Below are 26,943 nucleotides of genomic sequence, written 5' to 3'. Positions count from 1 at the left end.
GAATGGCCGCGGCTGGCGCGGTGCGGGCGGGGCGGATCGAATGGGCTGGATCGCGGTGACCGGGGACGAACTGTCGTGGCACTGCCCGCGGGCTTTGGGATCGCAAGCCCAGATGGGCGATCTCTTGCCGCGCGGGACGCTGATGGTCGAAGCCGCCTGGCCCGAGGACCGCCTTTCCCGCGTATTTGCCGGATTTTCACGACGCGCGCCCTGGCCGGCGCGGCTGTCCCTGATGGCGGTTCCGGGCGAGGGGCTGGTCCTGGAGCACGGGCAGGGGACCCATGTGCTGCGCCTGGCCTTGCCGTTGCCCGATGTCCCGCCGGGCGAGGTGCTGCGGTTGACCTGGGCCTGGGACAGCCCGGCGGGCCGCGGTCGGCTGGCGGCCGAGCGGGAGAACGGCATGGTGCTGGCGTTTCGGCACGTCGCTGCGCCACCGCCGCTGACCCTTGGCGATGTCCGGGTTCTGTGCGGCGGGGCCAAAACCGGGGCGCGCGCGGTGTCGGATGAGGTCGAACCCCTGGGGCCGATGCCGGGGCTGGACGGTGCCACCCTGATCGACACGCCCGAGGGGCCGCGACCCCTGGCACAGTTGCGCACCGGCGACACGGTGCGGACCCGGGGCGGGGCAGTGGTGCCGGTGTTGGCCCGGCTGGAACGGCAAGTTCCCGCACTGGGGGCCTGTGCGCCGGTGCGGGTGCGGGCGCCCTGGTTCGGGCTGCGGCAGGACATGCGCGTTGCGGCCGGGCAGGGGCTGGTGATCGGCGGATCGGACGTGGCGTACCTGTTTGGCTGCGAGGAGGTGCTGGTGCCGGTGCGCTGCCTGCTGGGCGGCCCGGCCGCCGCGCCTGACCCAGAGGGGCCGCTGGAGACCTGGCACCAGCTGCTGCTGCCTGGAAACGAGGTGCTGCGCGGCTCTGGCGCCGACCTCGACAGCCTCTGGATCGGCCGCCTGCGTCGGCAGCGGGACCTGTTGCCCGAAACGCTGCTGGCGCAGGTTCCGGCCAGCCTGCTGCCGGAACACGGCGGGCGCGGCCTGAAGGTGCTGCGGCCCTTCGAGGCCATGACGCTGGTGCGGGCCCGGGCGGCGTAAGGGGGCGCTGCCCCCGCCGCCCCTGCGGGGCGACTCCCCCGGGAGTATTTGAACAGAGAAGAAGCCCGGGGTCAGTCGAAGAAGGGGCTGACCTGCGCGACGATGACCGCGTTTTCGGCCAGGGCCTGGTCCATCAGAGCGATCTCGTCCTCGTCGATCTCGTGGCCCTGTTCCTCGCGTTCCGCGCGGGTGCCGTAGCCGGTGACATCGAGCGGCGCCATGTCGGCCTGTTTCAGGATGGCGACGGTTTCGCGCACCGCCTCGGCCTCGTCCACGCCGGAGGCGTAGCACATCAGCGCCGCGCCGGTGGCCTTGTCGGGCAGGCCGTCGCCCTTCTTGCGGCCGACCTCGACCAGCAGCGTGTAGACCTGTTGCGGTTTCTTGTCGGCCATCGGTCCGTCCTTGCGTTTGCGGCGGGAGCGATGCGCCTTTGGCCGCGGGCTGTCAAGGCTGTTGCGGATTTGCCACGCGCCGGTGGGTGGGGAAATCCGGTCTTGGTGCGACTCGGGAGGCGGGGGTATCAGGGCGCTCCCTTGGACGATCTTTGGAAAGGAGGGCGGATATGATGGACAGCAATACCGGTTTCGCCCTTTGCGGGCGCTGAACTGACAGATGCCTGGCCCCTGGGTGGGGCCGTTTCCCGAGAGCGGCGCAGATGGCGCCGAAGGGCACATGGACACGTTTTTCAACGAGATGCTCACCCGCGCGGTGGGCAGCGATTTCTTTGCCGGCGGGCTGGCGCTGGGGGTCTTCGGCATGGCGCTGGGCCTCGTGCGGATGGCCTGGGGCCTGCTGCGCGGACACATGCAGCGGCGCTGGGCGGTGTCGCTGACCGTCGACAACCGGTCTGCCGCCTATCGCCACCTCTATGTCTGGCTGGACCGCACCGGCGCGCTCAAGCGCATCCGGCAGGTGCAGACGACGGGGCTGCGCGGCAGCGGCGAGGACGAGATCTTTGCCCCTGCCGAAGGGCGGCACTGGTTTTTCCGCGGCGGTCGGCTGTGTTCGTTCGAGCGCAGCCTGCGCGAAAAGACGCGGGTCGAGGGCAGCACGGGCACTGGACCGATGGAGGTGCTGACCGTCACCATGCTGTTCGGCCGGACCGAAACCCTGCGCGGCTGGATCGAGCAGGGCGCCGAGATGTGCCGCGTCGACGAGGCGCGGCTGTCGGAACTGCACGTGCTCAAGGGCGACTGGTGGGACTACGTCTGTGACCTGTCGCGGCGCGGGCTGGACACCATCCTGTGCGAGGACGACCGGCTGGAGCGGCTGCTGGCCGACATGGCGTGGTTCTACGGCAACGAGGACTGGTACCGGCAGCGCGGCGTGCCCTGGCGCCGAGGCTACCTGCTGTACGGTCCGCCCGGCACCGGCAAGTCCAGCGTGATCCGCGCGCTGGCCAGCGAGTTGGGCAAGGATGTCGCCTCGGTCAGCCTGTCGAGCCCGGGGCTGGGCGACGAGGACCTGCGCAGCGGTCTGGCGACCGCGCCCAGGGGGGCCTTCCTGGTGCTCGAGGACATCGACGCCGCTTTTTCCGGGCGCGAGTCGGGCGAGATGCGCAGCGGCATCAGCTTCAGCGGACTGCTGAACGCCATCGACGGCGTGGCGGCGCAGGAGGGGCGGGTGCTGGTGATGACCACCAACCACCCCGAGCGGCTGGACACGGCACTGATCCGGCCTGGGCGGGCCGACCTGCACGTCGAACTGGGACCGGTGCCGGCCTGCGTGGCGGCCGAGTTGTTCCGCCGGTTCTTTCCCGGCGAAGAGGCGCTGGCGCTGCGGTACGCCGCGGCGCTGGGCGCGCGGCGGATTGCCCCGGCGGCCTTGCAGGGCTGGCTGCTGCAACACGCGCGGGACGCGGCCACCGCTGCGACGGCCACCGGCCTGATCGCCGATGCCCCGCGGGCCGGGGGCACCATGGCCGCGGAGTGACACCTTTTCAGGGTTTCGCGCGGCGGGGCTGTGAAGCGGCTGCGCCGGCCTGTAGGAAAGCCGTCACAGCGCGCGCCGCCCGCCCGCCGCGCAGCCCTGACAGGAGACGCCATGCCCCGCGTTCTGCGCCCCCTTCTGATGCTGGTCTGGCTGCTGTCGGGCGCCGTTCAGGCCCCGGCGCAGACGCTGGTCCTGACCACGGTCGAACGACCGCCCTTTGCCATGGGCACCACCACGCACGACGGGTTCAGCATCGCGCTGATGCGGCAGATCGCCGACCAGATCGGCCGCGAGGTGCGGTTCGAGACCAGCCCGACCTTTGCCGAGATGCTGGCGCGGGTGCAGAACGGCGAGGTTGACGGGGCGATCGCCAACATCTCGATCACGTCCGAGCGCGAGTCGGTGCTGGATTTCACCCTGCCGATCTTTCAGAGCGGATTGCAGATCATGGTGGCGGGCGAGGCGCGCACCTCGGCATGGTCGTATCTCTTCACGCTGGACATCCTGGGATGGCTGGCCGCGGCGGCGGCGATGCTGTTCGGCGGCGGGATGCTGATGTGGCTGTTCGAGCGCCGCAAGCAGCCGTATTTCGAACGGCCCCTGAACGAGGCGATGTTCCCTTCGTTCTGGTGGGCGCTGAACCTGGTGGTGAACGGCGGCTTTGAGGAACGCATGCCGCGCTCTCCCATGGGGCGGGTGCTGTCGGTGGTGATGGTGGTGGCCAGCCTGTTCGTGGTCTCGCTCTTCGTGGCCAAGATCACCTCGGCGATGACGGTCACGGCGCTGACCTCCTCGATCAACACGCTCAGCGACCTGGACCGCCGGCGCGTGGGCAGCGTGCAAGGCTCGACCGCGTCGCTGTTCCTCGAGGCGCGCGAGGTCCGACATCAGGCCTATCCCGGCTTTTCCGAGATGATCGAGGCTTTCGAGACAGGCGAGGTCGAGGCGCTGGTCTTCGACGGGCCGCTGCTGAAATACTACCTGTCGCGCAATCCCGAAACCGATGCCTACCTGCTGGCCCGGGTGTTCCGCTCCGAGGACTACGGCATCGCGCTGCCCGCCGGCAGCCCGCTGCGCGAACCGATCAACCAGGCGATCCTGAAACTGCGCGAGAACGGGTCCTACGACGCGTTGCTGCGCACCTGGTTCGACGAAAACTGAGACAGGGCGGCTGGCGGCGGGCAGCCCGGACAAGGGCCCCCGCCGCGCGCGGCGGCAGGGGCGGGCGCGCTCAGTCCCGCAGCAATTCGTTGATGCCGGTCTTGGAGCGGGTCTTTTCGTCCACCCGCTTCACGATCACCGCGCAATACAGGTTGATGCCGTTCTTGGACGGCATCGAGCCGGCGACAACCACCGAATAGGGCGGGACCTCGCCGTACATCACTTCACCGGTCTCGCGGTCGACGATCTTGGTCGACTGGCCGATGAACACGCCCATGCCCAGCACCGAGCCTTCGCGCACGATGCAGCCTTCGACCACCTCGGAGCGCGCGCCAATAAAGCAGTTGTCCTCGATGATGGTCGGACCGGCCTGCATCGGTTCCAGCACGCCGCCGATGCCGACGCCGCCCGACAGGTGCACGTTCTTGCCGATCTGCGCGCAGGACCCGACGGTGGCCCAGCCGTCGACCATCGAGCCTTCGTCGACATAGGCGCCGATGTTCACGAACGACGGCATCAGCACCACGCCCTTGCCGATGAAGGCCGAGCGCCGGACGATCGACCCCGGCACCGCGCGGAACCCCGCCGCGCGCCACTGGTTGTCGTCCCAGCCGGCGAATTTCGACGGCACCTTGTCCCACCAGGTCGAGCCGCCGTTGCCGCCCGAGATCGGCGCCATGTCGTTCAGCCGGAACGACAGCAGCACGGCCTTCTTGGCCCACTGGTTGACATGCCAGGTGCCATCCTCGCCGCGCTCGGCCACCCGCAGCGTGCCGCTGTCGAGCGCGTCCAGCGTGGCCTCGATGGCCTCGCGGGTCTCGCCGGTGGTGGTCGGCGTGATCTCGGCGCGGTTTTCCCAGGCGGCCTCGATAGCCTTTTCAAGTTGTGCGTTGGACATGCGTCCCTCTCCCCACGGAATTCGGTTCCGTCGCCCTATAGCCGCCTTGCCGCCACGGAACAATCCTTGGCGCGCCTCGGGTTTCTTCTTGGCCGAAATACTCCCGCCGGAGGCGTTCCGCCCGCCTCAGCCCAAAGGATCGGGCGCGATGTTGCCGCCGCAGACCAGCACGGCGACACGTTCGTCCGGTTCAGGCACGTAGGCACCGCAGCGCAACGCGGCCAGCGCGCAGGCCCCCGCCGGTTCCACCAGCAGGCGGTGAGACTGCCAGAGCGCGCGCTGCGCCTCGACGATGGCAGCGTCGGGCACCGTGACGCTGGGGATGGCCTGCGCGCGGGCGAGGTCGAAACAGATCGACCCGATCCGCCGTGCGCCCAGCGCATTCGCCGCCACGCCGGACACCGGGCCGTCGACCGGTTCCCCGGCGATTAGCGCCGCGTTCAGGGCCGCGCAGGTCTCGGGCTCGACCGCGACGATGCGGCGTGCGCCCTGCGTCCAGGCCAGCGCCCCGGCGATCAGCCCACCTCCGCCCACGGCGATCAGCACCGTGTCGGCCTCCAGCCCCTGCGCCTCCCACTCACGCATCAGGGTGCCCTGTCCGGCGACGGTCAGGGCCGCGTCATAGGCATGCACCTGCATCGCCCCGCGCTCGGCCTCAAAGCGGCGCGCCATGTCCAGCGCGTCGGCGTATTCGCCGGGCACCACGGTCAGGTCCGCGCCGGAGCGTTCGATCAGCGCGATCTTGGCCGGACCGGCGATCTCGGGGACAAAGATGCGCGCCTTGTGGCCCAGCCTGTGCGCGGCAAAGGCCACCGCCGCGCCGTGGTTGCCGCCCGAGGCGGCCACCACGCCGCCCTCGGGCACCACGACGGCGCGCAGCGTGTTGAAGGCCCCGCGCGCCTTGAAGCTGCCGGTGTGCTGGAGCTGCTCCAGCTTCAGCATCACGGGCCGGTCCCACAGCGCGTCGGACATCATCACCGGCGTGATCACGGTGTGCCCGGCAATCCGCCCGGCGGCCAAATCGATCTCGGATTTCCAGTCCATCTCTGTTCCTTGGCTGGCGCTTCACCGTGGCAGGCTATAGTCCTGTGCCAAGGCGAACAAGGAGACGCGCCATGAAAGAAGACCGCCGGAGCCCGTTGCGCGACGCCAACCTCGACCGCGACACCGCCGAACAGATCCCGCACACGCCGCAGACCCTGTCGCCCAGCTACCGGCTTGCCTTTGCCGACATGGACTTCCTCGGCCGCGAGGAACTGCGCCCGGTGCGCCTGCAACTGGAACTGCTGAAGTTCGAGATGCTGATGGACGAACACGGCATCGACTCCACCGTGGTGCTGTTCGGCGGCGCGCGCATCCCGTCACCGGCCGAAAAGGACACCGCGCGGACCAAGACCCTGGCCGAGCTGTCGCGTTTCTACGACGAGGCGCGCGACTTTGCCCGCCTGATGACGCGCAAGTCCAAGGCCAGCGGCAACCGCGATTTCGTGGTGGTGACCGGCGGCGGCCCCGGCGTGATGGAGGCCGGCAACCTGGGCGCACAGCAAGAGGGCGGCGTGTCGATCGGCCTGAACATCGTGCTGCCGCACGAACAGGCGCCCAACCCCTACGTGACGCCCGAACTGGCGTTCAACTTTCACTACTTCGCCATCCGCAAGATGCACTTCCTGATGCGCGCGCGGGCGATCTGTGTCTTCCCGGGCGGTTTCGGCACGCTGGACGAGCTGTTCGAGACGCTGACCCTGATCCAGACCGGCCGCATGCATCGGGTGCCGATGCTGCTGTTCGGGCGGGACTTCTGGGAGCGGATCATCAACTGGGAGGCGCTGGCCGATGCCGGCACCATCAGCCGCGAGGACCTGGACCTGTTCCACTACGTCGAGAACGCGCAGGAAGCGGCGGAGATTGTCGAAAACTGGGGTCCGTCCGAGGCGCGCAGCGCGATACCGGACCGCTAACCCCCGGGGTTGGCGTCAGCGTTGCTGCTGGGCGGTCTCGCCCAGAACCGCCTGCTCGACCCAGCGGGCGATCACCGCGCGGGCGGCGCCTTCGTCGTGCTGGTCGATGGCGCCGCGCAGTTCCTTGAGCGCGGTGGCAATCTCGAACTCGGACAGAAAGCTTTCCTGCGCGCGCAGGATCTTGTTGTGCGGCGTGGTCAGCATGTCGGCAGAGATCAGCAGCTCTTCGTGCAGCTTCTCGCCGGGGCGCAGGCCGGTGATCTCGATCTCGATGTCGCCGGCGGGGTTGGCCTCGTCCCGGACGCTGAACCCGGCGCCTTCGATCATCTGGCGGGCGAGGCGGCGGATTGGCACCGGCTCGCCCATATCCAGAACGAAGACATCGCCGCCCCGGGCAAAGGACCCGGCCAGCAGGACCAGGCGCGCCGCTTCGGAAATGGTCATGAAGTAGCGGGTGACGTTGGGGTCGGTAAGGGTCACCGGGCCGCCCCGGGCGATCTGTTCCTCGAACAGCGGGATGACCGATCCGGAGGATCCCAGCACGTTGCCGAAACGCACCATGGAAAACCGCGTGCCGGGGGTGCGGGCCGCGAGGTCCTGCACCACCAGTTCGGCCAGCCGCTTGGACGCGCCCATCACGTTGGTCGGGCGCACGGCCTTGTCGGTGGACACCAGGATGAAGCGGTCGACACCCGCCGCGCGCGCCGCGTCGGCCAGCACCTTGGTGCCCAACACGTTGTTGCGCAGCCCGGTCAGCACGTTCTGTTCGACCAGCGGCAGGTGCTTGTAGGCGGCGGCGTGCAGCACCACGTCGATGTCGTGGGTGATCAGGACGTCGCGCATCAGCTTTTCGTCCAGCACGGAGGCCAGCACCGGAACGATGGTCATGCCGTCGCTGATGTCGCGCAGTTCCTTGTCGATGCTGTAGAGCGCCAGTTCCGAGTGATCCACGAGGACCACGCAGGCCGGCTTGCACGCGACCAGCTGGCGGCAGAGTTCCGAGCCGATGGAGCCGCCCGCGCCGGAGACAAGGATGCGGCGGCCGGAATAGACGTGGCTCACGCCCGGCAATTCGCTTTCCAGCCGGTTGCGGCCGAGCAGGTCGAGGATCGAGACCGGGGTGACCTGCTTGCGCATCTCGCCTTCGCCGACCAGCGCGGCAAACGAGGGCAGGGCGTGGATCTCGCAGCCGAGGTGACGCAGCTTGTGCGCGATGCGGGCCAGCGCGGGCTGGCTGATGGAGGGCATCGCCAGGATGATGCGGTCGATCCCCTTCTGCTCGACGATCTTTTCGACGCTGGAGGGCGCATGGACCCGCAGGCCGGCGACCATCAGGCTTTGCAGCGTGGGGTTGTCGTCGATGAAGGCGATGGGAATGACCGCCTCGTCGTGGCGCAGCGCCGCGACAAGCTGCTGGCCGGTCTGGCCGGCGCCGTAGATCAGCACGCGCTTGCGGTCCTTGCCGTGGCGGTACACCTGCAAGGTGATGTGCCGCAACAGGATCCGCCAGGTGGCCGACATGACCAGCATCAAGAGGGTGAAGATCACGAAAACGCCGGTCGTCAGGCCCAGCCCCAGCACCGTGTTCAGCGCAAGCGCCAGCAGGCCGAGCGCCGCGGCATAGGTGCCGGTGCGGGTCACGCCGCGCATCTCGTAGGCGTTCAGCGTCATGCGGGTCAGACCCAGCCACCAGCCCAGAAAGACAGCGACTGCGGTCAGCACGACCAGCATCGGAACGACGGACGACAGGGTGGCGATGTTCGCTTCGGCCGCGGCGGCCAGGACAAGCGCGCACAGCATGGCCAGCGGCACGACAAAGGCGTCCATGAGGATGAAGAGCGCCTGCTTTTGTGCCCGGGACAATGCCGTGACGATCGTAAAGAACATTTCTGCCTTGCCCCTCGCAGACAATCCAAGGCCGTCGCCACGTGACGTTTTCTTATCTTTCGCCCTTTGCCGGGCAGGGCCGTCTAAAGGCGAATTCGGTAACGGACAATTCATCCTTAGGGTAACGACCCTGTCTCAGGCAAGCTGCTTGTTTCTGCGGTTGCGAGCACAAGCGGAAAAATTCCGCTTTCCGCTGCCGCATGATTCATCGAATGGGCGCCTTGTGGACGGGCAATCGCCGCGGGGCGCGGCAGAGTGCCACCGAATCGGGGCTTTCACCGATGCTGCACCTGCGATATGTAGCGCGCCAGCCCACATGGCGCGCCTGTCGCGCCGGCGGGTCACTTGAACCGATAGGAGGGCCAGATGGGCTACCGTATTGTCGTTGCGGGCGCCACGGGCAACGTGGGCCGTGAAATGCTGAACATCCTCGCCGAGCGGGAATTCCCCGTCGACGAGATCGCCGTGCTTGCTTCGCGAAAATCGCTCGGCACCGAAGTCAGCTTTGGCGACAGGACCCTCAAGACCCAGGACCTGGCCACTTTCGACTTTGCCGGCTGGGACATCGCGCTGTTCGCGGTGGGCTCCGGTCCGACCAAGGAATTCGCACCCAAGGCCGCCGCGGCGGGCTGCGTGGTGATCGACAACTCGTCGCTCTACCGCTACGACCCGGACGTTCCGCTGGTGGTGCCCGAGGTGAACGCCGACGCGGTGCTGGGCTACAAGAAGAAGAACATCATCGCCAATCCCAACTGCTCGACCGCGCAGATGGTGGTGGCGCTGAAGCCGCTGCACGACCGCGCCCGGATCAAGCGGGTGGTCGTGTCGACCTACCAGTCGGTGTCGGGCGCCGGCAAGGAAGGCATGGACGAGCTCTGGGACCAGACCAAGGCGGTCTACAATCCCACGGCCGACGTGCCGCCGAAGAAGTTCACCAAGGAAATCGCCTTCAACGTGATCCCGCACATCGACGTCTTCATGGAGGACGGCTCCACCAAGGAAGAGTGGAAGATGGTGGCGGAGACCAAGAAGATCCTCGATCCCAAGATCAAGCTGACCGCGACCTGCGTGCGCGTGCCGGTCTTTGTCGGCCACTCCGAGGCGATCAACATCGAGTTCGAGGAATTCCTCGACGAGGACGAGGCGCGTGACATCCTGCGCGAGGCGCCGGGGATCATGGTGATCGACAAGCGCGAGAACGGCGGCTACGTCACGCCCAAGGAATGCGTCGGCGATTTCGCCACCTTCATCAGCCGCATCCGCCAGGATTCGACCATCGACAACGGTCTGAACCTGTGGTGCGTGTCGGACAACCTGCGCAAGGGCGCGGCGCTGAACGCTGTTCAGATCGCAGAAGTCCTCGGCCAGAAGGCGCTTAAGAAGGGGTGACCTGGCGGACCCGCGCCGCAGGCGCGGGCAAGGCGTCCAGTGGACGGCTTGGCCAGGTCACGGGCGGAGCCCCGGGCCGAAGGCATCTGGCGGACCCGCGCCGCAGGCGCGGGCAAGGCGTCCAGTGGACGGCTTGGCCAGGTCACGGGCGGAGCCCCGGGCCGAAGGCATCTGGCGGACCAGCGCCACAGGTGCGGGCGCGGCGTCCAGTGGACGCTGTGGTCAGATCTCGGGCAAAGCCCCGGGACGGAAAGCAAGTGACGGACCCGCGCTCCTGAGTGCGGGTCCGTTTCGTTGACAAGCTGCCCGTTCTTGCCTGCCTCCATCCTAACCGATTGCCTGCAAAGCTGCGTCGATCCCGCCCCGTTCCCCTGCAGTGAAGGGGGATTGCTCCCACATGCCGATGGGCGGCGGGAAGGGGCGGCAGAACCGCATGGCCAGCGTTGCGGACGTGATCCCCAGCGACTCCAGCGGGCACAGCCGCGTGTCGTCGGGATGGCGGTGCACCGACAGCGCGCCGCCGCATTCGCGCAGCCGGTATCCCTTGACCAAGAGCCGACCCTGCAATTCGGGCCAGCTGCGCGCCCGGGCGAAATCCTGTTCCAGATCGCCTCGCAACCGCGCCAGCGCGGCCTGTCCGTCTGTGCTGTCCGATCCTGCCCCCGGTCCGGTGTCCCTGTCCGCCGGTTCGTCCGCCGCATTGCGCAAGACCCCGCGCGCCAGCGCCTGGGCCAGGAAGCGATCCAGCGTCTGCCCCCGCTGACGCGATACCCGCTCTGCCGCGGCGTGCAGCGTCCGGGGGATGTGAACCGTGAGTGCGACCTGTTCCATGTCCTTACCTTGCCGCACGCAAGGTTAAGACGCGGTTTCCATTTCGCATCGAAACCTGGGAGAGGGTCACGCAATTGCCCCATTTATGCCGCATTCCCCTGCGACCCTGACCGGATAGCCAAGGACAAGGCGATGCTTCGAACGGCCACTCCCCGGGCCAACTGGCCCAACGCTCCGCGAACTGCCGGTCTTCCCAGGCCACTCGACAGCGAGGCCATGGCGCTACTGAGGCTCTTTCTGACACCGGTGCTGGAACGCGCGCTCAGCTGGACCCAGCTGTCCGAAGACCTGGCGCGCAAGGGGTTTCGGCTGACCTTTCGCCTTGGCCACCTGGTGATCCTGGATGACACGGGCGAAGGCATGTGCACGGGCAGCGACCTTGGCGTGCCGCTGGCCCGGCTGGCAGAACGGCTCGGCCGGCCCTGCGTCAAGGCCAGCCGCACCGGAGAGGCGGGCGAACTGGTCGAATCGACCACCCCTGCACCCACGCCTGGAAATGTTCGGCGCGCAGAACCTCGCAATCGCTGACACAGCCCACGCCGATGTGCCGCTCGACCATGGCAAAGACCTGGTCAAGCAGCGGATCGGGCTTTTCCGGCCGGATGATGCGGATCACCTGGATCAGCCCGGTGCCACGGCTGACCTGACCCTCCCGACTCCCCTCCCCGGACTTGCCGGATCCGAGCACCGGCAGGACCGACCAGCCGGTGACCTCGGCGCGTGTCGCCCCGTGCCTGCGCTGCCGCGAGTCAGTGCCCGGTCAATGCGTGGCGCGGGCGGTGCGGCCGCCTGGCCAGCCGGGCCTCAGATCGGCACGAACTGCCCGGTCTTCCCGTCAAGATGCTGCAAGCCGCCCTCGCCGATGTCAGTCCAGAGCCCGTGCAGCGACAGCTTGCCCGAGTCCACGGCGCTGCGCACGAAGGGAAAGGTCATCAGGTTGCGCAGGGACACGGCGACCGCTTCTTTCTCCAGCGCCCGGGACATGTCCGCCTCGCCCTTCACGGCCTCGTAACCCGGCCGCAGGATGTCCATCCAGCGGCCGACAAAGGAAGAGGTCTCTTCCAGCTCGGGCGCGCGGCCCTCGCACATGTCGAGGCAGCCCTGCACGCCGCCGCAGTTGGAATGGCCCAGCACGATCACATGCGCCACCTTCAGCGCCGAGACGGCGTATTCCACAGCTGCCGAGGTGCCGTGGTGCAGCCCGTCGGGTTCGTAGGTGGGCACCAGGTTGGCGATGTTGCGATGGATGAAGAACTCGCCCTGGTCGGCGCCAAAGATCGAGGTGACATGCACCCGCGAATCGCAGCACGAGATGACCATGGCGCGCGGGTGCTGCCCCTCGTCCGCCAGGCGACGATACCAGGCGCAGTTCTCCGCGTAGGTGGTTGCCTTCCATCCGTGATAGCGGGTCACGAGATAGGCGGGCAGCGGGCGGGCGAATTCCATCAGAGCCTCCGTCGTCGAATCCGGGTGTCTCCAAGTATGACGAATTCTGCGGAAATTCGAGCGAAAACCCTTGTCCCGGATAACCTTTTGGGAACCCCGCGTGGGCATTTTGGCGACGCCGTGGGGGGCAATGAATGGGGTGAGATGTGAAAGAGCTAACCTACCTTGCGCCGGTCGAACGACCGGCGATGGACCCGGCGCAGATCGAGACACTGCGCAGCGATCTCGGCCGCCCGGCCGCCGAGGACGTGGTGTGCCGCGCGATGGAGGAACTGGCCCAGCGCCTGTGCCACTTGCAGCAGCAGGCACAGTCGGGTCCGCGCGAGGATCTGCACAAGGGACTGCGCGCGCTGGCGGCCATCGCCGACCAGATCGGCCTGTGCTCGATGAGCCGGGTGGCCCACGATGTCATGACCTGCATCGAACTGGGCGACGTCGTGGCCGAGGCGGCGACGATGGCGCGGCTGGCGCGGATTGGCGAACGCTCGCTGACCGCGCTCTGGGACGTCAACGAGTTTTCGGTCTGAGCGGGCGCGGGAAATCCGCTTGCGGCGGGCGATGCGTGGCATACCTTGGGCGCGACCCGACACAGGAGCCGCCATGCCCGCCCGTTTCGCCGCCCCCGACACCGCCGCCCTGCCGCTGCACCTGATCGAATCAGATGGGCTCGACCCCTGGCTGGCCGATCAGCCCGCACCCGTTGCGGCCTGGGCCAAGGCCAGCGGCTTTACCGGGGCGCTGGGCACGGCGCTGATGATCCCCGGCCCGGAAGGCGCACCCGTCGCTGCATTGGCGGGCTATGGCACGGCGGCGCAGCGCGCGCGGCACCGCTTTCCGCTGGCCGGTGCCGTGCCGTCGCTGGCACCGGGGGTCTATCGCATCGCCTCTGGCCTGCCCGAGGGGGGCGCCATGACCGAGTCGCTGGGCTGGCTTCTGACGGGATACCAGTTCACCCGCTACCGCGCCGGGTCGGACGTGACCAGGGCGCTGGTCGCGCCCGAGGGCGTCGATGCCGGCCGGGTCGAAACCCTGGCCGCCGCGGAATGGCTGACCCGCGACCTGGTCAACACCCCCGCCTCCGACATGGGGCCCGATGCGCTGGAGGCGGCGGCACGCGCGCTGGCCGCCGATCATGGTGCCAGCATCGAGGTCATCACCGGCGACGACCTGCTGGCACGAAACTTTCCGATGATCCACGCGGTCGGCCGGGCCAGCGCCCAGGCGCCTCGGCTGATCGACCTGCGCTGGGGCGCCTCTGGCCCCTTGCTGACGCTGGTCGGCAAGGGCGTCTGCTTTGACACCGGCGGGCTGAACCTGAAACCGGGCGCGTCCATGGGCCTGATGAAAAAGGACATGGGCGGCGCGGCCAACACGCTGGGCCTGGCGCAGGCGATCATGACGCTGGGCCTGAAGCTGCGGCTGCGGCTGCTGATCCCGGCGGTGGAAAACAGCGTCGCCGGCAACAGCTTTCGCCCCGGCGACATCCTGACCTCGCGCAAGGGGCTGACGGTGGAGATCAACAACACCGATGCCGAAGGGCGCCTGGTGCTGGCCGATGCGCTCAGCTACGGCGATGACGAGGCCCCGGACCTGATGATCTCCATGGCCACGCTGACAGGCGCGGCACGGGTGGCGGTGGGGCCGGACCTGGCTCCGTTCTACGCCGATGACGAAGCGCTGGCCGCAGCCCTGGCGCAGGCGGGCGGGCAGCTGGCGGACCCGGTCTGGCGGATGCCCTTCCACACGCCATACGAGGCGATGATCGAACCGGGCATCGCCGACCTGGACAACGCCCCCTCCGGCGGCTTTGCCGGGTCGATCACTGCGGCGCTCTTCCTGCGCCGCTTCACCGCGCAGGCGAAACGCTACGCCCATTTCGACATCTACGCCTGGCAGCCCAGCGCCGCGCCGGGCCGGCCCAAGGGCGGGCTGGGGCAGGGCGGCCGCGCCATCCTTGGCGCGTTGCCGGAGGTGCTGGACCTGTGATGGACCGCCGCCTGACGCCGTTCAACGGCCGCGTCGCCCACAGCGCGCTGCGCGGGCAGGTCGAGGCAGAGACGTATTCCGACGGCGAACGACACAGGATCGCCGTCCCGCTGGCGGACCTGCTGACAGTGCCAAAGGGCAGCCGCGACCGCCAGTTGCTGCGCGGCGCGGCGTTCCGCGTGCTCGATCTGCGGGACGGCTGGGCCTATGGCTTTGCCGAACGGGATGGCTACGTGGGCTGGGTCGAGACCGCGGACCTGGTCGGGATGCCGGATGAGGCGGAAACGCACCGCGTCGCCGCGCGGCAGAGCTATGGCAAATCCTCACCGGGGCTCAAGCCGATGGGCCGGATCACGCCGTTGTCGCTGGGCACCCGGCTGGCGGTTCTGGAAGAGGTGGATGGATGGGCGCGGGTGGCGTGGACACGCGGGACGGTCCCCAGGGACCTCTACGTGCCGCGACAGCACCTTGCCCCGCTCGACGAACCCGAGACCGACCCGGTGGTGGTGGCCGAACGCCTGCTGGGGACGCCGTACCTTTGGGGTGGCAACAGCGCCTTCGGGATCGATTGCTCCGGGCTGGTGCAGATCGCTTTGCACACTTGCGGACGGGACTGTGCCGGCGACAGCGACATGCAGGAAAGCATGGGAGCCGCGCTTGCACCCGGTACATTGCCGCAGCGCGGCGACCTGATGTTCTGGAAAGGGCACGTTGCCTGGGTTTCCGACCCCGAAACGCTGATCCATGCCAATGCCTTTCACATGGCGGTTGCCTTCGAGCCGATTGCCGGGGCGATTGCCCGCATCGCGGCCCAGGGCGACGGCCCGGTCACGCGACATGCACGCCTGACCTGAAGACCGCGCGGGGCTTCTTCTCTGCCCAAATCCCCCGGGGGAATCGCGGCCTGCCGCGATGGGGGCAGAGCCCCCGCAAACCTGCCCCGAAACGACGCGCGCCCCTTGACCCCGCGCGTCCGCGCGCCATGCTGCGCCGAAACCGCAAGGATGCCCGTCATGACCTCCGATCCCTTCTTCCATCCCGTCTCCGGCTTTGACCTGCCGCGCTTTGCCGGCGTGCCGACCTTCATGCGATTGCCGCATGTCGCGGCCGATCATCCCCGCTTTGGCGATGTTCAGGTCGGGATCGTCGGCGTGCCCTGGGACAGCGGCACCACCAACCGCCCCGGCCCGCGCCATGGCCCGCGTCAGCTGCGCGACGCCTCGACCATGATCCGCGCCCAGCACGCCGTCACCGGGATGCGTCCCTTCGAGACGGTGAATTGCGCCGACCTGGGCGATGTGGGTCCGAACCCGGCGGACATCCAGGATTCGATGCGCCGCATCACCGAGTTCTACGGCAAGCTGGTCGCGGCCGGAATCCGCCCGCTGACGGCGGGGGGCGATCACCTGTCCTCGCTACCTGTGCTGCGCGCGCTGGCCAAGGACGGGCCGCTGGGCATGATCCATTTCGACAGCCACACCGACCTGTTCCACAGCTATTTCGGCGGCACGATGTACACCCATGGCACGCCCTTCCGGCGCGCCGTGGAGGAGGGTCTGCTGGACCCCAAGCGGGTGATCCAGATCGGCATCCGCGGCACGATGTACGACAGCGAGGACCGCGATTTCGCCGCGGCCAACGGCATCCGCATCGTCACCATCGAGGAATTCTTTGACCGTGGCGTGCAGGACGTGATGCAGGAGGCGCGCGAAACGGTGGGCCAGGCGCCGACCTATGTCAGCTATGACATCGACTTTGTCGACCCGACCTTTGCCCCCGGCACCGGCACGCCCGAGGTGGGCGGACCGACCAGTTACCAGGCTTTGCAGGTCTGCCGCGCGCTGGGCGGGCTGAACATCGTCGGCGCCGACATGGTCGAGGTTTCGCCGCCCTTCGACCAGAGCGGCGCGACCGCCTTCCTGGGCGTGTCGATCATGTTCGAGATGCTCTGCTCCATGGTGTCGGAGTCCTGAATCGCCCGCCGCCCGCGCCCCGCACGGAGCGCGCCCCGCCCGCCCACCCGCGCGCTCCGCACGGGCCGCGGGCGGCGGGTCATCTTTCGGGGGCTGGCGGCGGCTCAGTCCACCGGGCGGATCAGCTTGCGTTCCAGCACGCGCAGCACGGTCTTCAGGTCGTGGCCGCGCTTCAGCACCTGGCCTTCCATGCTGATGACGGCGTATTCGCCCTGGCGGCTGCGCAGCTTGGGCCGTTTCTCGATCCGGTACAGCGGGTGTTCGGCGGTGCGGCGGAAGACCGAGAACACCGCCACCTCGCGCAGCGAGGAAATCCCGTAGTCGCGCCATTCGCCCGCGGCGACCATGCGACCATACAGCGAGAGGATCACGTTCAGCTCGGCGCGCTGAAAGGCGACGACATCCTGCGAGGACCCGTTGCCGGGAAAGGGCGTCAAGCTGTTCATGACTCCAGAGTTGCGCCCTCCGGTCCATAAATCAAGGGCTTTGAGGGAGCGTGAAATAACTTGACCGATCGGTCGGTTTTGGGCATCGTCGCTGCCACGAGGGAGGAGCGCCATGACGCCTGACGAACGCGCGACGCGGTCGGCCGCGGCCATGTGGGCCGGTGATGCCGCCAGCCAGCACATGGGCATGACGATCGACGAAATCGCGCCGGGCCGCGCCGTCCTGTCGATGCAGGTCCAGCCGCACCACCTCAACGGCCATGGCATCTGCCACGGCGGTTTCATCTTCACCCTCGCCGACAGCGCCTTTGCCTTTGCCTGCAACAGCTACAACCAGCTGACCGTGGCGCAGGAGAACCAGATCACCTTTCTCGCCCCCGGCCGCGCGGGCGAGCGCCTGACGGCGACAGCGCTGGAACAGGTCCGCGCCGGGCGCTCGGGCGTCTACGACGTGACCGTGACTGGTGATGACGGCCGCACCGTCGCCCTGATGCGCGGCCTGTCGCGCAGCGTGCGGGGCCAGCATTTCGCCGAAGAGACATCCGCAGACGGCCAGGGCCGCCCCTGACGTCCGCAGCCAGGAGGAACCAGGATGGAAGACCTCACCCCGTCAAAAGACAGCCTCGACCCGATCGAGATCGCCTCGCGCGATGAAATCTCGGCGCTCCAGCTAGAACGCATGAAATGGTCGCTGCGCCATGCCTACGACAACGTCGCGTACTACCGAAGCAGCTTTGACGCGGCGGGGGTGCATCCGGATGACCTGACCTCGCTCGAGGACCTGGCCAAGTTCCCCTTTACCGTGAAGGCCGACCTGCGCGCGACCTACCCCTTTGGCATGTTCGCCGTGCCGCGGGAAAAGCTGCGCCGCATCCATGCGTCCTCGGGCACGACGGGGCAGCCGACGGTCGTGGGCTATACCGAGCGTGACCTCGACACCTGGGGCACCGTGGTGGCGCGCTGCCTGCGTGCCAGCGGGCTGAAGCGCGGCGACATCCTGCACAATGCCTATGGCTACGGGTTGTTCACCGGGGGCCTGGGCATCCACCTCGGCGCGGACAAGCTTGGGCTGGCGACGGTGCCGATCTCCGGCGGGATGACCCAGCGCCAGGTGCGCCTGATCGAGGATTTCGGCGCCACCGGCATCACGGTCACGCCGTCCTACGCGCTGTCGATCATCGACGAGTACCACGAGCAGGGCCGCGACCCGCGCCTGTCTCCGCTGAAGGTCGGCATCTTTGGCGCCGAGCCCTGGACCAACGCGATGCGGCTGGAGATCGAAGAGGCCTTCGACATGCACGCCGTCGACATCTACGGGCTGTCCGAGGTCATGGGGCCGGGCGTGGCCAACGAATGCGTCGAGACCAAGGACGGGCTGCATGTCTGGGAGGACCATTTCTACCCCGAGATCATCGACCCGCAGACCGGCCAGGTGCTGCCGGACGGCGAGATGGGCGAACTGGTCTTTACCTCGCTGACCAAGGAAGCCTTTCCGATCATCCGCTACCGCACCCGCGACCTGACACGCCTGCGGCCCGGCACGGCGCGCAGCATGCGACGCATGGAAAAGGTGACGGGCCGGTCGGACGACATGATCATCCTGCGCGGCGTCAACGTGTTCCCGACGCAGATCGAGGAGCAGCTGATGACGGTCAAGGCGCTGGCGCCGCATTTCCAGCTGGAGCTGAACCGCAGCGGCCACAAGGACGAGATGCGCGTCAAGGTCGAGACCCTGCCCGACACCGTGGAACTGGGCGACGAAGCGGGACGCGAACTGGCGGCCAAGGTCAAGCAGGTGGTGGGCGTCACGGTCAAGGTGGACGTGTCCGGCCCCGGCGGCGTGGCCCGCAGCCAGGGCAAGGCGGTGCGGATCGTCGACAACCGGCCCAAGGACTAGCGCCGGCGGACGACGCGCCCCGCCCACCGTCCCTTTGGTGCGGCGTGTCAGATGATCGTTTCGTCCTCGAGGTGCAGCTTCATGTCGATGAGGACCTTTTGCAGCGCCACCGTCTCGCGCAGCAGGCGCTTGGCCTCGTTGGCAGAGATCACGCCGTCCTCGATCGAGGTGTTGTACTCGGCCATCAGCACTGCAAAGCGCTGCGACAGGGCGATCACGTCCGAATTCACGCCACCCTTGCGCGGGCTGTTGGCGAGGTGCTCCTCGCCGAATTGCAGCTGGATGCCGCGCAGCTCCGCCAGCGCGGCGGTCACGTGGGGATAAGACGCCGCCTCTTCGAGCGCGGCCACCGCATCGACCGGCATGAAGCGGTCTTCGTGTTCGGGGTAGTCCGAGTAGTAGCGCCCCAGCGTGGCCTTGGACTTGCCGGTCAGTTCACAGGCGGCCTCGATGCCCACGTCCTTGACGAGGGCCTCGATGTGTTTTTTCAGGTAGCGTCCGACAACTGACATCTCACCCCCTTGCCTTCCAAGGCTGTGCGCCACGGGGCGCAAGGCCGGTCCACGTGTCCCGGCTGTCGCAACCATGTCATGTGCAAAACCGGTCACGGTCAAGCCGCTGGTCATGGCTGACCTAGCGTCAACCGTGTCCTTGCGGCCACGCAGGGCGCGCGCGGGGCGCTTGCACCCGGCGCGGGGCTGCGGCAAACCCGTGCCATGGCCAAGCTGCATTTTCACTATTCCACGATGAACGCTGGCAAGTCGACCCTGCTGTTGCAAGCCGCGCACAACTACAACGAACGCGGGATGGACACCTACCTGCTGACCGCCGCACTGGACGATCGGGCGGGACAGGGGGCGATCGGTTCGCGTATCGGGATTTCCCGCCCGGCGGATGTGTTCGGGGCGGACAGCGATCTATTCGCGATGATTTCGGAGCGGATGGCGCGCGGTCCGGTGGCCTGCATCTTTGTCGACGAGGCGCAGTTCCTGTCGCGGCCGCAGGTCTGGCAACTGGCGCGGGTGGTGGATGACCTCGGCGTGCCGGTCATGGCCTACGGGCTGCGGGTGGATTTCCGGGGCGCGCTGTTTCCGGGCTCGGCGGCGCTGCTGGCGCTGGCCGACACGCTGCGCGAAGTCCGCACGATCTGCCATTGCGGCCGCAAGGCCACGATGGTGGTGCGGCAGGACGCGGACGGCAAGACGCTGACCGACGGCGCGCAGGTGCAGATCGGTGGCAACGAGACCTACGTCAGCCTCTGCCGGCGGCACTGGCGCGAGGAAATGGGCGACGCCGCGGGCTGAGCCGGGGCATCGACGCCACGCGAGGACCAGGCCCGGCGGCAAGGGAAATGCCGCCGCTCCGGGCAATTGCCTTGGGGAATTGGCGCAACTTCCCCTAGCCTGTCTCCGTCGGAAAAGGAGACACCGCCATGCCGTTCGCCCTGAAGGACGAAATCACCACGCGGGACCGCCTGCGCGAGATCAACGAACACTGGGAAGGCAACGCAAGCCGCAAGGATCTGGACCATCTCAACGATGTTGCCCGCGCATTCATCGCGCGTTGTCCTTACGTTTTGATCTCCAGCGTCGGTGGCGACGGTCGGCACGACGTCTCGCCCAGGGGCGATGCGCCCGGGTTCGTCGAGGTGGTCGACGACCACACGCTGATCATTCCCGACCGCCTTGGCAACCATCGGCTCGATACCTTCGAAAACCTGTTGGTGAACCCCGGTCTGGGCCTCATCTTCCTGATCCCCGGCTACAAGGAAACCCTGCGCATTTCCGGCACGGGCCGCATCGCCGCCGATCATGACCTGCGCGCCCGTCATGCCGTGAACGGCCGGTTGCCGGACCTCGTGCTGGTGGTGCAGGTGGCGCAGGCCTTCATGCATTGTTCCAAGTCGTCCACCCGCGCGCGGCTCTGGGCGCCGGACCTCTGGCCCGTGCTCGACGGCGTGCCGACACTGGCCCAGTGGGTCAAGGCGGCGGTGGACACCGACCGGACGCTGGACGAGGTGCAGGCCATCCACGACAACGACGCGGCCACACGGCTTTACTGAACGGGACGTGGCCGTGCGTCCTGCCGGATGCCGCGCATGTCGCCCTGCGCCCGGACCTGAAGGCAAGCCCGTTCGGGACCGGGCGACCGCTGCGCAGGCCGCCGCACGCGGCCCTTGCTTGCAGGCCCATTCGCGGGCTGTTCGGGTGCCGAGGTGTTGCTGCCACCCCTTGCAGCTTTGTCCCGTTCCTCTACCCTGCCACGATGATCAGACAGCTTTTCCCCGTCAGCGCGCTTCTTTTCGGCTCCGCCCTCCTGCTGTTTGCCGGAGGGATGCACAGCCTCATCCTGCCGGTGCGCGGCGTGGCCGAAGGGTTTTCGTCCACCTCGCTGGGCCTGCTCGGCACCGGCTGGGCGGTGGGCTACGTTCTGGGCTGCCTCTACGTGCCGCGCATGGTGGGATCGGTCGGACACATCCGCACCTTCGGGGTCATGTGCGCCTTTGCCGCCGTCGCGATCCTGCTTCAGGCGCTGGTCGTGCGCCCCGAGGTCTGGATCCCGGTGCGCGCGGTGTCCGGTTTCTGCTTTGCCGGGGCGGCGATGATCGTCGAAAGCTGGCTGTCCGACCGCGCCAACCCGCAGAACCGCGGGCGCATCTTCGGCATCTACACAATGGTCAACCTGGGCGCGACGACGGCGGGCCAGATGGCCATTGCGCTGGGCGATGCCTCGGGCTTTCTGTTCTTTGCCGTCGCCGCCATCGTCTATTCTCTGGCGCTGGTGCCTACGGCGCTGTCGACCTCGGCCTCGCCCGCGCCGCTGACCTCGGTGCGGCTGAACCTGCCGCTGCTCTGGCGCAACTCCCCGGTGGCGGTGGCGGCGTGTTTCCTTGTCGGCATCTCAAACGGTTCCTTCGGCACGCTGGCGGCGGTCTATGCCGGACAGGTCGGGCTCACGCTGTCGGCCATCGCGCTGTTTTCCTCCATCCCGGTGCTGGCCGGGGCGCTGGCGCAGATCCCGGTTGGCTATGCCTCCGACCGGATGGACCGGCGCAAGGTGCTGGTCCTGGTCGCGGTCGTCGCGCTGGCTGCCGACCTGGGCTTTCTGTTCGCCACGCCGCAGGACCAGCTGACCAACCTGATCCTGGTGTCGGTGTTCGGTGCGGCAATCTATTCGATGTACCCGATCCTGATTGCCCACGCGAACGACCACGCGCCCCAGGGCACCGCGATCCAGGTCTCGGGCGGGCTGCTCATGGTCTTTGGCGTGGGCAACATCATCGGTCCGCTGATCGCCGGTGTCGCCATGGGGCAGACCGGGGCGCAGGGCCTGTTCCTGACCACCGTGGTGGGCCACGTGGTGATGATCCTTTACACCCTGCGCCGGATCACCAAGCGCGCGGCGGTCAAGGACAAGGACAAGACCAAGAAGGGGTTCCAGATCACCATCCCGGCCAAGGCCGCGACGCCCGAAACCATGGTGCTGGCCGAGGGCGAGGAGGAAGGTGGCTCGCTCGAGGAGGCGATGGCCGAGGAAGACGCCGCTCAGGCCCGCTCCAGCAGGACCGAGCCCACGGAATAACCCGCGCCAAAGGAACAGATCACCCCGCGGTCGCCCGGTTGCAGGTCGCCGGAATGGATCGAAAAGGCGATGATCGACCCGGCGGACGAGGTGTTGGCGTAATCTTGCAGGATGTTGGGCTGTTCGCCCGGCTCCGGCACGCGGCCCAGCACCTTCTTGCCGATGAAATCGTTCATCGTCTTGTTGGCCTGGTGCAGCCAGAGGCGTTTCAGCTGGTCCGCGTTCCAGCCCCTGTCCTCCAGGTGGCCCAGGATGTGGTCGGACACCAGCGGCAGCACCTCCTTGAAGACCTTGCGCCCGTTCTGCATGAACTGCATGTCGCGGCGGTCTTCCATCTGGTCGTGCGCCCGGCGGAGGAAGCCGTTGTTGTTGCGGATGTTGTTGGAAAACTGCGTCGCACAGCGGGTCGAAACGATGTCCCAGCGCGCGCCCGTCGCGTCGTCAGACGGTTCCAGCAGGACGGCGGTGCAGACGTCGCCAAAGATGAAATGGCAGTCCCGGTCGCGCCATTCCAGGTGACCCGAGCAGATCTCGGGGTTGACCACCAGGGCGCGCCGCGCGCTGCCCGCGCGGATCATGTCCGCCGCCGCCTGGATGCCGAAGGTGGCCGAGGAACAGGCCACGTTCATGTCGAAGGCAAAGCCGCGAGCGCCCAGCAGCTGCTGGATCTCGATGGCGATGGCGGGATAGGCGCGTTCGTGGTTGGAGGCGGCGCAGATCACCAGGTCCACCTCCGCGCCGGTCCGTCCGGCCATTTCCAGCGCCTTGGTGCAGGCGTCCACCGCCATCTCGGCCATGATCCCCGGTGCCTCGTCCGGCCGTGCGGGCAGGCGCGGGTACATGCGCGCGGGGTTCAGCACGCCGTCCTTGTCCATGACGAAACGCCGCTCGATCCCCGAGGCCGACAGGATGAAGTCGGCGCTGGAATGGGTCATCGGCTCGACCTCGCCCGAGGCGATCTCGGCGCCATGTTCGGCGTTCCAGCTGTCGGCATAGGCGTTGAACGCCACCACCAGCTCTTCGTTCGTGATGCTGAGTGCTGGGGTGAACACCCCGTGGCCGGTGATTGCGGGCGTGGTCATGGCGGCGTCCTCCTGCCATCGACCGAAGCCCAAGCCGGGCCCGAGGTCAAGGGAACCGCCCCCCGGAGCGGTGCGTTTCTCTCACGGAAAGGAGGCTCGACATGGACCGTCTCTCGCTGTTTCTGACCCTGATGAGCGGCAGCACCATCACGGGCACGCTCATCGTCACCTTCTTCAGCTTCGGCTGGTATAACTGGATCGCGATCGGTACCGCCGCCGTGATCGGTTTCGCCCTGGCATGGCCCAGCGCGCGGATCATCTCGAAGCGCATCAAGACGCGCGACCCGCTCTACAAGGTGCACAAAAAGGACGGGCTGATGCCTGACCCGAACGGACCCGAGATCTAGTGCATCCGCGACCCGTTCGGCGCGGCCAGGTCCGGCCCGATCAACACGATGGCGCCGTCCGCATCGGACACGCCCAGCACCAGCACCTCGGATTTCATCGGCCCGATCTGGCGCGGCGGAAAGTTCACCACCGCCATGACCTGCTTGCCGACGAGGCGCTCGGGCTCGTAGTGCACCGTGATCTGGGCCGAGCTTTTCTTTTCGCCGATTTCGGGGCCGAAATCGATCCACAGCTTGATGGCAGGCTTGCGCGCCTCGGGGAACGGCTCGGCCCGCACCACGGTGCCGAGGCGGATGTCGACCTTCAGGAAATCGTCATAGCTGATCTCAGCCATTGGCCAGCTCCTTGGACCGGCGCGTCGCCGCGGCCACGGTGGCATGCATCAGCGGCGGCAGGCCCTTGTCCGCGTCCATCAGCACCGCCAGCCCGGCCTGCGTGGTGCCGTTGGGCGAGGTCACGTTGCGCCGCAGTTGTGCAGGGTCCTCGCCCGTCTCCATCGCCAGCGCGCCTGCGCCCGCCACGGTCGCCCGCGCCAGCGCCAGGGCGAGGTCGGGCGCCAGCCCCTCGGCCTCGCCCGCTGCCGCCAGGCATTCGATCATGTGGAACACGTAGGCCGGGCCCGATCCGCTGACCCCGGTCACCGCGTCCATCTGCGCCTCGGACTCCAGCCGCACGACCTCGCCCACCGCGCGCAGCAACGCCTCGGCCAGGTCCAGATGTGCTGCGCTGCTCGCGCGGTTGCCGACAATCGCCGTGATCCCCTTGCCCACCGCGGCCGGCGTGTTCGGCATGGCGCGCACGATGGGCACCGTGCTCAGGTGCGCCTCGTAGGTCGCCATCGGGATGCCCGCCGCGACCGAGACGAACAGCGTTCCGCCCTTCGGCAAGGCCTTCAGCGCCGGCAGCGCTTCACCCATGACCTGCGGTTTGACCGCGATCAGCACCACCGCCGGCGCGTCGCCAAAGCCCTCGTTGATGTGCACCCCCTGCGCCTTCAGCCAGTCCGAGGGATTTGGGTCCTGCACCCGCACCGACCCCGCCGGCAGCCCGCGTGCCAGCCAGCCTGCCAGCATCGCCGACCCCATCTTGCCGCATCCCAGCAGCGCCAGCCCGCGCCGCGCCAGTTCGCCGTCCTGCATGGTATCCCCTTCTCGTGTCCGTGTTGGCGGGACACTAGGCAAGCCGCGCGCGCGGGGCAACACGGGGCCACCCAAGAATGCCGCGCGGACACCGTTCACCAGAAGCAGGGGCGCCGCCGTCGCGCCGCCCCTGCTTCGTCTTGGGTCAATTATCTCCGGGGGAGTCGCGCTCGGCGCGACGGGGGCAGCGCCCTCATGCCCGGTACGCGATCAGGCGCGCCCGTAGGCCTCGGCGATCGCGATCTGCAAGGCGTCCTTGGGTGTCTTGTCGGTCCAGACCATCAGCTGGAACGCAGGGTAATAGCGTTCGGACGCGGTCACGGCGGCGCCGATCATGGTGTCGATCTGCTCGGCGCTGGCCACGTTGCCGCCCGCCAGCACCAGCCCGTACTTGTAGACCATCAGCTTTTGCGCCGCCCAGTAGCTGAAGGCGCCGGCCCAGCACTGGTCGTTGATCGCGTTCAGCCCTTCGTAGAGCGCGGGCAGCTTGGCCTCGGGTGGCTCCATCTCGAAGGTGCAGATCATGCGCAATGTCTCGTCGTAGTGCGACCAGGCCAGGGTGATGGAGTAGGTCCGCCACTGCCCTTCGACGGCCATCGCGATCTGGTCATCCGCGACCCGCTCGAAGTCCCAGTCGTTGTATTCGGCGATATGCTCAACCAGGTCGATCGGGTGGATATCGTCGGTCAGATACTGCTCGGACAGGGCCATGGTGACACCCCTTTTTTGGTTATGGCGCTGTTGGACTGAAATGCCCCCAGCGCTTGCTGCCTGCTCTAGGGCCTGCGGGCATCCCCGAGGGCCCTTACAACATATGGTGCCTGTCCCCGGGGGGCTGTGTAAAGCAATAAATTGAGGATAACCTCATTAAGTTGTGGACGCGTCCGATTCGTGCTCATGATCTGGGTAAAGCCCCTGCTTCGTGTCGCAGCGCCCTTTCAAACAGCTGGCGGCTGCGCGAGGCGGTGCTTTCCGGCCGGGTCATCAGCCCCACGGGACCGGCCGTAAGCCCCAGGTCCAACGGCAGCGCAGCCAGCGCGCCATCGGCGATTTCCGGCGCGACCACGCCTTCGGAGATGAACCACAGCGCGTCCGACATGCGCAGGAACCGCCGCCCGAACGCGCCAGAGACGCAGTCGATCCGGTCGCGGAACGGCCCCAGCCCCTGCGCCAGGCACCAGCGGTCCACCAGTGGCCGGATCGCCGACCCTTCGGGCGGGTAGAGTACGGGCCAGGCCGCAAGGTCCTGCGGCGCCAGCCCGGGCCTTTCCAGCAGCGGATGCCCGGCGCGGGCCACGCAAACCACCGTCTCCTGGTAGAGCTGGGTAAAGGACACGCCCGCCATCATGTCGGGCGCGCCCATGCGCCCGATCACCAGGTCCAGCGACCCGGCCAGCAGTTCCCGCGTCAGCGCGCCATGCGTGCCGTCGCGCAGCACCAGCAGCGTCGCGGGCGACAACTGGCGAAAGCGGGCCACCACGCGCGGCATCAGCCGCACCGCAACGCTGGGCAGCGATCCCACGCGCAGCACCTCACCCCCGCCCGCGCGCACCTCTGCCACCCCGGCCACGCCCCGGCGCAGCGCGGCCAGGCTCTGGCCCGCGAACTCGAGAAAGACCTCGCCCTCCGGCGTCAGCCGAACGCCGCCCCGGTCGCGGATCATCAGCGCCGCGCCCAGCACCTGTTCCAATTCCTTGAGGGTCTTTGACAGCGCGGGCTGCGTCAGGTTCAGTTCCAAACAGGCCTCCTTGAGGCTGCCCTGGCGTGCAATGGCGGTCACCGCCTCCAGGTGGCGCAGCTTGATCCGGCGGTCCAACATCACGTTTTCCTTTTTCGACAAGTATATCGGCGAAAGCGTCATTTTACATGCCCAAATCCGTCAGCCTAGATGGCGCCCA

30 protein-coding genes are annotated in these 26,943 nt (G+C 67.9%); 16 read left to right on the top strand and 14 right to left on the bottom strand.

What is annotated here, in order from left to right:
- Positions 1-40: 40 nt before the first annotated feature.
- Positions 41-1,090 carry a Hint domain-containing protein gene (locus MAA8898_RS17505; RefSeq protein WP_094022314.1) on the top strand — a complete coding sequence of 350 codons (1,050 nt, stop codon included), beginning with the start codon at positions 41-43 and terminating at the stop codon, positions 1,088-1,090.
- A gap of 71 nt (positions 1,091-1,161) precedes the next feature.
- On the opposite strand, the gene MAA8898_RS17500 is transcribed toward MAA8898_RS17505, so the two are convergent.
- Positions 1,162-1,482 (bottom strand): DUF8846 family protein, encoded by a 321-nt coding sequence (locus MAA8898_RS17500; RefSeq protein ID WP_094022313.1) that lies wholly within the window; start codon positions 1,480-1,482, stop codon positions 1,162-1,164.
- 280 nt (positions 1,483-1,762) lie between these two features.
- Here MAA8898_RS17500 and MAA8898_RS17495 point away from each other — a divergent pair, with 280 nt between their 5' ends.
- A complete protein-coding gene (locus tag MAA8898_RS17495; protein ID WP_176445208.1) occupies positions 1,763-3,022 on the top strand; it encodes an AAA family ATPase in 1,260 nt (419 codons plus the stop codon).
- 111 nt (positions 3,023-3,133) lie between these two features.
- Positions 3,134-4,183, top strand: coding sequence for a transporter substrate-binding domain-containing protein (locus tag MAA8898_RS17490; RefSeq protein ID WP_094022311.1), 1,050 nt, complete (start codon positions 3,134-3,136; stop codon positions 4,181-4,183).
- A gap of 70 nt (positions 4,184-4,253) precedes the next feature.
- Here MAA8898_RS17490 and dapD read toward each other — a convergent pair whose 3' ends face one another.
- Positions 4,254-5,081, bottom strand: coding sequence for a 2,3,4,5-tetrahydropyridine-2,6-dicarboxylate N-succinyltransferase (gene dapD, locus MAA8898_RS17485; RefSeq protein WP_094022310.1), 828 nt, complete (start codon positions 5,079-5,081; stop codon positions 4,254-4,256).
- A gap of 126 nt (positions 5,082-5,207) precedes the next feature.
- Positions 5,208-6,125 carry a threonine/serine dehydratase gene (locus tag MAA8898_RS17480; RefSeq protein ID WP_094022309.1) on the bottom strand — a complete coding sequence of 306 codons (918 nt, stop codon included), beginning with the start codon at positions 6,123-6,125 and terminating at the stop codon, positions 5,208-5,210.
- Positions 6,126-6,196: 71 nt separating this feature from the next.
- Here MAA8898_RS17480 and MAA8898_RS17475 point away from each other — a divergent pair, with 71 nt between their 5' ends.
- Positions 6,197-7,039 carry an LOG family protein gene (locus MAA8898_RS17475; RefSeq protein ID WP_094022308.1) on the top strand — a complete coding sequence of 281 codons (843 nt, stop codon included), beginning with the start codon at positions 6,197-6,199 and terminating at the stop codon, positions 7,037-7,039.
- 15 nt (positions 7,040-7,054) lie between these two features.
- Here MAA8898_RS17475 and MAA8898_RS17470 read toward each other — a convergent pair whose 3' ends face one another.
- Entirely contained in the window at positions 7,055-8,926 is a 1,872-nt protein-coding gene (locus MAA8898_RS17470; RefSeq protein WP_094022307.1) for a polysaccharide biosynthesis protein, read from the bottom strand.
- A gap of 366 nt (positions 8,927-9,292) precedes the next feature.
- Here MAA8898_RS17470 and MAA8898_RS17465 point away from each other — a divergent pair, with 366 nt between their 5' ends.
- A complete protein-coding gene (locus MAA8898_RS17465) occupies positions 9,293-10,315 on the top strand; it encodes an aspartate-semialdehyde dehydrogenase (RefSeq protein ID WP_094022306.1) in 1,023 nt (340 codons plus the stop codon).
- A gap of 327 nt (positions 10,316-10,642) precedes the next feature.
- On the opposite strand, the gene MAA8898_RS17460 is transcribed toward MAA8898_RS17465, so the two are convergent.
- The gene (locus MAA8898_RS17460) at positions 10,643-11,146 is read right to left on the bottom strand and encodes a hypothetical protein (protein ID WP_094022305.1); all 504 of its coding nucleotides are present in this window, start codon (positions 11,144-11,146) and stop codon (positions 10,643-10,645) included.
- 216 nt (positions 11,147-11,362) lie between these two features.
- On the opposite strand from MAA8898_RS17460, the gene MAA8898_RS17455 reads away from it, so the two are divergent.
- Positions 11,363-11,674 (top strand): hypothetical protein, encoded by a 312-nt coding sequence (locus MAA8898_RS17455; RefSeq protein ID WP_176445207.1) that lies wholly within the window; start codon positions 11,363-11,365, stop codon positions 11,672-11,674.
- Here MAA8898_RS17455 and MAA8898_RS27300 read toward each other — a convergent pair.
- Entirely contained in the window at positions 11,574-11,834 is a 261-nt protein-coding gene (locus tag MAA8898_RS27300; RefSeq protein WP_370738629.1) for a transcriptional regulator, read from the bottom strand. The genes MAA8898_RS17455 and MAA8898_RS27300 overlap by 101 nt on opposite strands.
- A gap of 116 nt (positions 11,835-11,950) precedes the next feature.
- Positions 11,951-12,592, bottom strand: a complete 642-nt coding sequence (locus MAA8898_RS17445; protein ID WP_094022304.1) for a carbonic anhydrase — start codon at positions 12,590-12,592, stop codon at positions 11,951-11,953.
- 146 nt (positions 12,593-12,738) lie between these two features.
- On the opposite strand from MAA8898_RS17445, the gene MAA8898_RS17440 reads away from it, so the two are divergent.
- The 4 genes from MAA8898_RS17440 (at position 12,739) to speB (ending at position 16,551) form a co-directional block, all read left to right on the top strand.
- A complete protein-coding gene (locus tag MAA8898_RS17440; protein ID WP_245853454.1) occupies positions 12,739-13,119 on the top strand; it encodes a hypothetical protein in 381 nt (126 codons plus the stop codon).
- A gap of 73 nt (positions 13,120-13,192) precedes the next feature.
- Positions 13,193-14,578: a leucyl aminopeptidase family protein gene (locus MAA8898_RS17435; RefSeq protein ID WP_094022302.1), complete on the top strand. Its 1,386-nt coding sequence runs from the start codon at positions 13,193-13,195 to the stop codon at positions 14,576-14,578.
- Entirely contained in the window at positions 14,578-15,432 is an 855-nt protein-coding gene (locus tag MAA8898_RS17430; RefSeq protein WP_094022301.1) for a C40 family peptidase, read from the top strand. The genes MAA8898_RS17435 and MAA8898_RS17430 overlap by 1 nt, the downstream gene beginning before the upstream one ends.
- Before the next feature lie 159 nt (positions 15,433-15,591).
- The gene (gene speB / locus MAA8898_RS17425) at positions 15,592-16,551 is read left to right on the top strand and encodes an agmatinase (RefSeq protein WP_094022300.1); all 960 of its coding nucleotides are present in this window, start codon (positions 15,592-15,594) and stop codon (positions 16,549-16,551) included.
- Positions 16,552-16,655: 104 nt separating this feature from the next.
- Here speB and MAA8898_RS17420 read toward each other — a convergent pair whose 3' ends face one another.
- Entirely contained in the window at positions 16,656-16,997 is a 342-nt protein-coding gene (locus tag MAA8898_RS17420) for a DUF2794 domain-containing protein (protein WP_094022299.1), read from the bottom strand.
- Between the two features lie 112 nt (positions 16,998-17,109).
- Here MAA8898_RS17420 and paaI point away from each other — a divergent pair, with 112 nt between their 5' ends.
- On the top strand, positions 17,110-17,565 hold the full coding sequence (paaI, locus tag MAA8898_RS17415) for a hydroxyphenylacetyl-CoA thioesterase PaaI (protein WP_094022298.1): 456 nt from the start codon (positions 17,110-17,112) through the stop codon (positions 17,563-17,565).
- 24 nt (positions 17,566-17,589) lie between these two features.
- Positions 17,590-18,894, top strand: a complete 1,305-nt coding sequence (gene paaK / locus MAA8898_RS17410) for a phenylacetate--CoA ligase PaaK (protein ID WP_094022297.1) — start codon at positions 17,590-17,592, stop codon at positions 18,892-18,894.
- 47 nt (positions 18,895-18,941) lie between these two features.
- Here paaK and MAA8898_RS17405 read toward each other — a convergent pair whose 3' ends face one another.
- On the bottom strand, positions 18,942-19,406 hold the full coding sequence (locus MAA8898_RS17405; protein ID WP_094022296.1) for a hypothetical protein: 465 nt from the start codon (positions 19,404-19,406) through the stop codon (positions 18,942-18,944).
- 204 nt (positions 19,407-19,610) lie between these two features.
- Here MAA8898_RS17405 and MAA8898_RS17400 point away from each other — a divergent pair, with 204 nt between their 5' ends.
- The 3 genes from MAA8898_RS17400 to MAA8898_RS17390 all read left to right on the top strand — a co-directional run bounded on the left by MAA8898_RS17400 (position 19,611) and on the right by MAA8898_RS17390 (position 22,476).
- Complete coding sequence (locus MAA8898_RS17400) at positions 19,611-20,198, top strand: thymidine kinase (RefSeq protein ID WP_094022295.1); 588 nt, start codon at positions 19,611-19,613, stop codon at positions 20,196-20,198.
- 128 nt (positions 20,199-20,326) lie between these two features.
- Positions 20,327-20,956 carry an MSMEG_1061 family FMN-dependent PPOX-type flavoprotein gene (locus MAA8898_RS17395; protein ID WP_094022294.1) on the top strand — a complete coding sequence of 210 codons (630 nt, stop codon included), beginning with the start codon at positions 20,327-20,329 and terminating at the stop codon, positions 20,954-20,956.
- Between the two features lie 203 nt (positions 20,957-21,159).
- On the top strand, positions 21,160-22,476 hold the full coding sequence (locus MAA8898_RS17390) for an MFS transporter (RefSeq protein WP_094022293.1): 1,317 nt from the start codon (positions 21,160-21,162) through the stop codon (positions 22,474-22,476).
- Here MAA8898_RS17390 and MAA8898_RS17385 read toward each other — a convergent pair.
- A complete protein-coding gene (locus MAA8898_RS17385) occupies positions 22,440-23,558 on the bottom strand; it encodes a beta-ketoacyl-ACP synthase III (protein WP_094022292.1) in 1,119 nt (372 codons plus the stop codon). The genes MAA8898_RS17390 and MAA8898_RS17385 overlap by 37 nt on opposite strands.
- Before the next feature lie 101 nt (positions 23,559-23,659).
- Between MAA8898_RS17385 and MAA8898_RS17380 the strand changes: the two genes are divergently transcribed.
- The gene (locus MAA8898_RS17380) at positions 23,660-23,905 is read left to right on the top strand and encodes a hypothetical protein (RefSeq protein ID WP_094022291.1); all 246 of its coding nucleotides are present in this window, start codon (positions 23,660-23,662) and stop codon (positions 23,903-23,905) included.
- Here the strand turns inward: MAA8898_RS17380 and MAA8898_RS17375 are convergent.
- From MAA8898_RS17375 to pcaQ, 4 genes are all read right to left on the bottom strand, one after another.
- Positions 23,902-24,240, bottom strand: coding sequence for a tRNA-binding protein (locus tag MAA8898_RS17375; RefSeq protein ID WP_094022290.1), 339 nt, complete (start codon positions 24,238-24,240; stop codon positions 23,902-23,904). The two genes, MAA8898_RS17380 and MAA8898_RS17375, sit on opposite strands and share 4 nt — an antisense overlap.
- Entirely contained in the window at positions 24,233-25,045 is an 813-nt protein-coding gene (gene proC / locus MAA8898_RS17370; protein WP_094022289.1) for a pyrroline-5-carboxylate reductase, read from the bottom strand. The genes MAA8898_RS17375 and proC overlap by 8 nt, the downstream gene beginning before the upstream one ends.
- 210 nt (positions 25,046-25,255) lie before the next feature.
- A complete protein-coding gene (locus MAA8898_RS17365; protein WP_094022288.1) occupies positions 25,256-25,756 on the bottom strand; it encodes a type III secretion system chaperone family protein in 501 nt (166 codons plus the stop codon).
- Between the two features lie 184 nt (positions 25,757-25,940).
- Positions 25,941-26,864, bottom strand: coding sequence for a pca operon transcription factor PcaQ (gene pcaQ, locus MAA8898_RS17360; RefSeq protein WP_094022287.1), 924 nt, complete (start codon positions 26,862-26,864; stop codon positions 25,941-25,943).
- Positions 26,865-26,943 lie beyond the last annotated feature (79 nt).

Source organism: Antarctobacter aquimaris, from assembly GCF_900184945.1.
Classification (GTDB): Bacteria; Pseudomonadota; Alphaproteobacteria; order Rhodobacterales; family Rhodobacteraceae; genus Maliponia; species Maliponia aquimaris.
Note: the sequence above shows the minus strand (reverse complement) of the source record. Positions and strands in the feature narration are given on the sequence as shown.